Source organism: Acidovorax sp. LjRoot204, assembly GCF_056175785.1.
On record NZ_JBGFFF010000197.1, the window covers coordinates 1 to 6,920 of the forward strand.

4 protein-coding genes and 1 pseudogene are annotated in these 6,920 nt (G+C 65.4%); 1 reads left to right on the top strand and 4 read right to left on the bottom strand.

The features are described 5' to 3' along the window. Positions 1 to 187 (bottom strand): annotated as a pseudogene (locus AC04MI_RS22185) (MarR family transcriptional regulator); the annotation flags it as partial. A gap of 191 nt (positions 188 to 378) precedes the next feature. Between AC04MI_RS22185 and AC04MI_RS22190 the strand changes: the two are divergent. Beyond that, the gene (locus AC04MI_RS22190; RefSeq protein ID WP_476498718.1) at positions 379 to 2,793 is read left to right on the top strand and encodes a YgiQ family radical SAM protein; all 2,415 of its coding nucleotides are present in this window, start codon (positions 379 to 381) and stop codon (positions 2,791 to 2,793) included. A gap of 181 nt (positions 2,794 to 2,974) precedes the next feature. Here the strand turns inward: AC04MI_RS22190 and AC04MI_RS22195 are convergent, their stop codons facing one another. From AC04MI_RS22195 to AC04MI_RS22205, 3 genes are all read right to left on the bottom strand, one after another. Then, positions 2,975 to 5,407: an EAL domain-containing protein gene (locus tag AC04MI_RS22195; protein WP_436077226.1), complete on the bottom strand. Its 2,433-nt coding sequence runs from the start codon at positions 5,405 to 5,407 to the stop codon at positions 2,975 to 2,977. 319 nt (positions 5,408 to 5,726) lie between these two features. Further along, positions 5,727 to 6,188, bottom strand: coding sequence for a hypothetical protein (locus AC04MI_RS22200; protein ID WP_056065035.1), 462 nt, complete (start codon positions 6,186 to 6,188; stop codon positions 5,727 to 5,729). A gap of 200 nt (positions 6,189 to 6,388) precedes the next feature. Continuing rightward, positions 6,389 to 6,920, bottom strand: a 532-nt coding sequence (locus AC04MI_RS22205) for a DUF1294 domain-containing protein (protein ID WP_476498719.1), incomplete at its 5' end; no start/stop codon positions are given.

Consider the following 6,920-nt stretch of genomic DNA (forward strand, 5'->3'; position numbering starts at 1 on the left):
CCACAGGGGCTTCGCGATGGGCCAGTTCGTAGAGCACGCGCACGTCGGTCAGCGACAGCTTGCTGCCCAGGTACGGGTCCAGCACGCCAATGCGGCGGGTGATGAAGCGGTTGAACCGGCGCACGGCTTTCACCGCACTCGCAGGCACCGGGACGGACTCGGGAAGGGTAGAGGTGTTGTCGCTCATAAATGCCTTTGTCAGTTAATTAATTGACAAAAGCAAGTATATGTCTGACAGCCATCAAGCCTGTAACAGTGAGGGGCAAGGGCCGCCAAGGCGACAAAAACCGTCCGCCAACGTAAAATCACGGGTTATCCACCACAGACGCGCCCCACAAAGGCCCCCATCGCACCGGGGGCGGCCGCGACCCCCTTTGCATGAACGCCCCCGTTGACGTCTCCTTTTTTGCGCGCGCCGCAAAGCCCTTGACCAGCTACCGTCCGTACTGGGCCAAGCGCTTTGGCACGGCCCCGTTCTTGCCGATGAGCCGCGCCGAGATGGAGAAACTGGGCTGGGACAGCTGCGACATCATCCTGGTGACGGGCGACGCGTATGTGGACCACCCGAGCTTTGGCATGGCCGTGATCGGCCGCAYGCTGGAGGCGCAGGGCTTYCGCGTGGGCATCATCGCCCAGCCCGACTGGCAGAGCGCCGAGCCCTTCAAAGCACTGGGCAAGCCCAACCTGTTCTGGGGCGTGACGGCGGGCAACATGGATTCGATGATCAACCGGTACACCGCCGACCGGAAGATCCGCAGCGATGACGCCTACACCCCCGGCGACGTGGGCGGCAAGCGCCCCGATCGTGCGGCCATCGTCTATAGCCAGCGCTGCCGCGAGGCGTACAAGGACGTGCCCATCATCCTGGGCGGCATTGAAGGCAGCCTGCGTCGCATTGCGCATTACGACTACTGGAGCGACAAGGTGCGCCGCTCCATCGTGGTGGACAGCAAGTGCGATCTGCTGCTGTACGGGAACGCCGAGCGTGCGCTCGTCGAAGTGGCCCACCGCATCGCAGCGCGTGAACCGGTGGAGCAGATCACCGATGTGCGCGGCACGGCCTTTGTGCGTCGACCGGACGACGAGAGTGGCAAGGGCTGGTTCGAGATCGACTCCACCACGGTGGACGAGCCCGGCCGCGTAGAGGCGCACATCAACCCGTACATGACCACCAGCGAGCAGGCTGCGGCCCAAGGCAGCACCTGCAGCAAAGAGGATGGGAATGCTACTGATTCTGTAGCGGGCACCGCAAATAACACCGGCGCTACCGGCCAAAACAGCCCCAACCCTGCCATTCAGCCGATCCAGTTCGTTGCCAATCCGGCGCTCAAGGCCAAGCTCAAGGTGCCCCCGCGCGAGAAAAGCGTGATCCGCCTGCCCAGCTACGAGCAGGTCAAAAGCGACCCCGTGCTCTACGCCCACGCCAACCGCGTGCTGCACCTGGAGACCAACCCTGGCAACGCGCGTGCACTGGTGCAGGCCCATGGCGAGGGTGTGACGGCGCGTGATGTGTGGATCAACCCGCCCCCCATCCCGCTGACCACGGCCGAGATGGACTACGTGTTCGACCTGCCTTACGCGCGTGGCCCGCACCCCAGCTACGCCGACGAAAACGGCAGCCATGACGGCGCGACCAAGATCCCCGCGTGGGAGATGATCCGGTTCTCCATCAACATCATGCGCGGCTGCTTTGGCGGCTGCACCTTTTGCTCCATCACCGAGCACGAGGGCCGCATCATCCAGAGCCGCTCGGAAGATTCGATCATTCAGGAGATCGAGGACATCCGCGACAAGGTCAAGGGCTTCACCGGCACCATCAGCGACCTGGGCGGCCCCACGGCCAACATGTACCGCCTGGGCTGTCGCAGCCCCGAGATCGAAGCCGCCTGCCGCAAGCCCAGCTGCGTGTACCCCGGCATTTGCCAGAACTTGACCACTGACCACGGCCCGCTCATCAAAATCTACCGCCGTGGCCGCGCGCTCAAGGGGATCAAGAAGATCCTCATTGGCTCGGGCCTGCGCTACGACCTGGCCGTGAAGTCGCCCGAGTACGTGAAGGAGCTGGTACAGCACCACGTGGGGGGCTACCTCAAGATCGCGCCCGAGCACACCGAGCAGGGCCCGCTCACCAAGATGATGAAGCCGGGCATCGGCAGCTATGACAAGTTCAAGCAGATGTTCGAGAAGTTCAGCGAAGAGGCGGGCAAGAAGCAGTTCCTGATCCCGTACTTCATCGCCGCGCACCCGGGCACCAGCGACGAGGACATGATGAACCTCGCCATCTGGCTGAAGAAGAACGGCTTCCGCGCCGACCAGGTGCAGACCTTCTACCCCAGCCCCATGGCCACGGCCACTGCCATGTACCACTCGGGCCGCAACACGCTGACCCGCGTGCGCCGCGAAATGCGCGATGTGGATGAAGAGTCTGTGGACATCGTGCGCGGCGAAAAGCGCCGCCGCCTGCACAAGGCCTTCCTGCGCTACCACGACCCGAACAACTGGCCGCTGCTGCGCGATGCGCTCAAGGCCATGGGCCGGGCGGACCTGATCGGCAACGGCAAGCACCACCTGATCCCGACCTTCCAGCCGCTCACCGACGGTGGTTACCAGAGCGCGCGGCGCAAGAACTCGACCCCGACAGGGGCCAAGCCCGCCGTGGCACCTGCGTCGCGCACGGTGCAGCAGCCCACGAAGGGCCGCATCCTGACCCAGCACACGGGCCTGCCGCCGCGCGTGACCGGGGGCGCGGCCAAGCCGGCTGCGGGCGGCAAACCGTTCAAGAAAGCGCGATAGTCCGCTGCCTGCCTGCCTGCTTGCTTGCTTGCGTGGCGTGGCGTGGCGTGGCGTGGCGTGGCGGGCAGGGCAGGGCGTCCATCTGCCCATTGCATCTGCAGGCTGAAACGGGGGGCTGGCATGCCGCGCCAACGGCATCGGTGGGGTGGCGGGACTCAGGCGCGCCAGGCCCGCGCGGTGGTCAGGCGGTCGTGTAGTCCCTTGCCAGACATTCCGACAGCGGCACTGGCTTTGCCACCGCATAGCCTTGGGCGTAGTTCACGCCGATGAGTCGCAACGCATCCACGGTGGCGTCGGACTCGGCGAACTCGGCAATCGTCTGCTTGCCCATCACATGGCCGATGCGGTGGATCATTTCCACCATGGCACGGTTGGTGGGGTCTTGCAGAAGGTCTTTCACGAAAGCGCCGTCGATCTTGAGGTAATTCACCGGCAGGTGCTTGAGGTAGGTGAAGGACGACATGCCCGCGCCAAAGTCATCGAGCGCGAACCGGCAGCCCAGTTGCTGCAGCTCCTTCATCAGGCGCACCGCGTTGGGCAGGTGCGATATCGCGCTGGTCTCGGTGATCTCGAAGCACAGCAGCGCGGGGTCCAGCCCGGATTCGGTGAGCGTGGTACGGATGTACTTGAGCAGGCTGTCATCCCCCAGGCTGGTGCCTGAGAGGTTGATGGCGCAGGTGTGCAGCGGCCGAGCGCCTGGGGTGCGCTGGTGCTGCACCAGCGCCTGCAGTGTGTGGCGGATCACCCAGCGGTCGATGGACGGCATCATGCCGTAGTGCTCGGCGGCCGGGATGAAGGTGCCAGGCGCCACCAGCTGGCCGTTTTCCTCCTCGCACAGGCGCAGCAGCACCTCCATGTGCAGGCCTTCATCACCGGTGCCTTGCAGCGCGCGGATGGTCTGCGCGTACAGCTGGAAACGGTTGTGTTCCAGCGCCAGACGCAGGCGCCGCACCCAGTCCATGTCGCCTTCGCGCCGGGTCATCTCGATGTCTTCGGGCTGGTAGATGAACACCCTGTTGCGCCCACGTTCCTTGGCACGGTAGCAGGCCATGTCGGCCACGCGCATGGCCTCCTGGATGGAGGTGAGCGCTGGGATGAGCTGCACCATGCCGATGGAGAGGCCCGTGCTGAGCTGCTGGCCTTCCCACGCCAGGCGCAGGTCCTGGCCAGCTTGGCGCAATTGCTCTGCAATACGCGCCGAGGGGCCAACGGGGCAGTCCTTGAGCAGGATGCCGAATTCGTCGCCGCCCAGCCGTGCCAGCGTGTCGCCTTCGCGCAGGTGGCTTTGCAGCATGCGACAGACCTCCCGCAGCATCTCGTCGCCGGCCTGGTGGCCGCAGGTGTCGTTGATGAGCTTGAATTGGTCCATATCCACGTAGAGCAGAGAGCCTTCGCGGCCCGGCTGGCGCGGGTGGCTGAGCAGGGCTTCAAGCCGGTGCTCGAACTCGCGGCGGTTCACCAGGCCCGTCAGCGCATCATGGCTGGCCTGCCACGAGAGCTGCTCTACATAGTGCTGCTCGCGCGTGACGTCGTGCAGCGCCAACACCGCCCCGGTCAGCACACCCCGGTGCCGGATGGGAGAGCCCACCAGCCTCACCGGAACGATGCTCTGGTCCGGTCGCACCAGCGTGCGGTGGATGTTGCCCTTGGCGGCACCATCGCTGCGCAGCAGCGTCTGCACCAGGGCGTCGGCCGACAGGGGTGGTGCATCATCTTCGAAGACCAGCAACTGCGCCAGAGGTTGCCCGGTGGCCAGGGCGGCCGGGTGGGCCAGCAAGGTTTCTGCGGCAGGATTCATGTAGGTGACCTCGCCGTGGATGTTGGTCGTCACCACGGCATCGCCAATGGCGGCCAGCGTGGTGCGCGCCTGTTCCCGCTCGACCTCCAGGGCGCGCTCCGCGTTCTGGCGCTGGGCCAGCAACTTGTGCGTGTGCCACAGGGTCAGAAGAATCAGCACCAGGGCGATGCCCATGTTGGTCCACATCAGCAGGAGCACGATGTGGCGCGAGCTTTCGCCCAGGGCCTCGCTGAAGTTCCGGGCCGCCGGGGTCACGCCCGCGTTGATCTCGCGGATGGTGTTCTGCCACCGTTCGCGGGTGGGGGCGTCCGCCGTGCCGGCGGTGTTGCGCTGGTGGATCTCGTGCGACAGCTCGCGCAGCGCACGGATGTACTCGTCGCCCACCAGCCATTGGTCTACCGGCTTCTTCACCAGATCAAAGCCGTCAAAGTAGCGCAGCAGCCAGATCAGGCCGTCAATGTCATCGGGGTGGTTGCCACCGCGCAGAAAGCCGTCGCGCGCCACATCCGTCTGCACCTGGCCTGGCTCCAGGGCCAGCCGGGCCGCCCGGTCGCCCAGCGGGATCTCCATGGCGCGGGTGAACCCTTCAAAGGCCTGGGGGGAGCCGGTGAAGGCGTACTGGTTGAGAAAATAGATGGCGTCCTTCTGGCCTTTGGTCCATAGGCTTTCGCCTGCAACGAAGGCACGCACCGAGGACAAAACATGCAGGCTGGCCGTGGCGCACACCGCCAGCAGCAACACCATGGTGATGAAAGGCCAGGTCACCCGCAACGTCAACGGCACAGGCCTTCGCTCGACCGGCTGCAATACATCCATGGATGGCTCCCTCGCCTCGTGCCAAGCTGCTTGCGCCAGTGATGCCTGGTGGCCCCATCCGGCGCGCCCTCATCAGTGTGTCCGCGTGCTCTGTCAATGCCTGCGGTCCAGGGTTGTCCTGGAACGGGTGGCTGATTCGGCGGTGCGGTGCTTCCGACCCACTATATAGAGATCAACTTGCCAGCGCATGCAAAGTTTGGCAACCCCTTGTGCCTGCGGGGAATGGCCGCCATGCCGATGCGCACCCGCACCTGAACCTGCGCGCGGCGGGCCATCGCTGGCTCCGCCCAGGTGTTCCCAGCCTGGCAGAAGCCGGTGTTTACGGCGCCGCAGCGTGGGTGCCCACCAGCACGGACTGCGGGCCATCGTCTGCGGGCTGCGAGATCAGGTCTTCGATGATGAAGGTGCGGTAATAGAACGCCGTGACCGCGCCTTCGGGGGCAATGGCTGCCACCAGCGTGTCGGTGTCGTCCTTGTCGTTCACTGCGATCAGAATGCCGTGGTGGCCGGAGCCCGCCAGGTCGGCAATGCGCCGCACCATGTCGCCTTCGGCGCCCACAGATGGCAGCGGCGCATCTGCAGTGCCCAGGGTATGCACAATTTCTTGCAGGATGACTTCGGGGCTGGCGTAGGCGACATCGCCCTGATGGCCTGCTGCCTGCAATGCGAGTGCGGCCTGGCGCGCGCAGTCCTCGTCGGGGAACAGCGCAAACACCTGGCCGGTGGGGTAGAAAACGCCGCCCATGGTGGTCATGGTGGAATCAAGGACGAGGGGTTTCATGGGCATCTCCCGAAGTGTTTCAGACCTTTGGGATTGAAACCGGGCCTCCTGGCGCGCTGTGTAGGCCAGCGGGCCATCTGTGCGTCAGCCCGCTTTGCATTGCCGGGGGCTGGGTCACAAGAATATGTGCCAAAAGCGCTTGATGCGCTAGTGCTTCATGGGTTGATTGCTATCAATTTGTTAGTTTTTGACCGCATCTGCTAGCCCAGCCATCCACCCAGCCAGGCCCCCAGCGCCGCGCAATGCAGCACCACCGTCGCCCAATACACCGCGCGAAACTCCGCCTTGCGGGATTTGTGCCGCAGCCACTGCTGGGCCCACCATGCGCCGGGCCAGCCGCCTGCAAGGCTCAGCAGGTGCAGGTGGCTTTCCTTGGTGCGCYACCGGCCATTTTGCGCGGCGCTTTTGTCGATGGCGTAGACCAGAAAGGTCAGGAGGTTGACGGCGACCGCCGCGCCCAGCACCCACCACGGTAGTCGGCCTGCCCAGAGGCCCCAGGCCAGCAGCCCCGCCCAGCCGAGCATGAGTAGCCGTATCAGCGCCGAGCCGGTGGGAGTGGTCGGTTCGATGGCCGCCACAGGGCGCCTGCGCCTGGCGGCCGGAGGTTGCCCCGCCCGTTGCACCGGCGCGCGCCGCGTTGGGTGCGCAGGGGGCGGCTGCGTTGGTGCCGTGCTGCGGGGCTGGAACGCGCCACCCGCGTTTGCAGCGGGCAACACAGCCATAGCCCGGGGC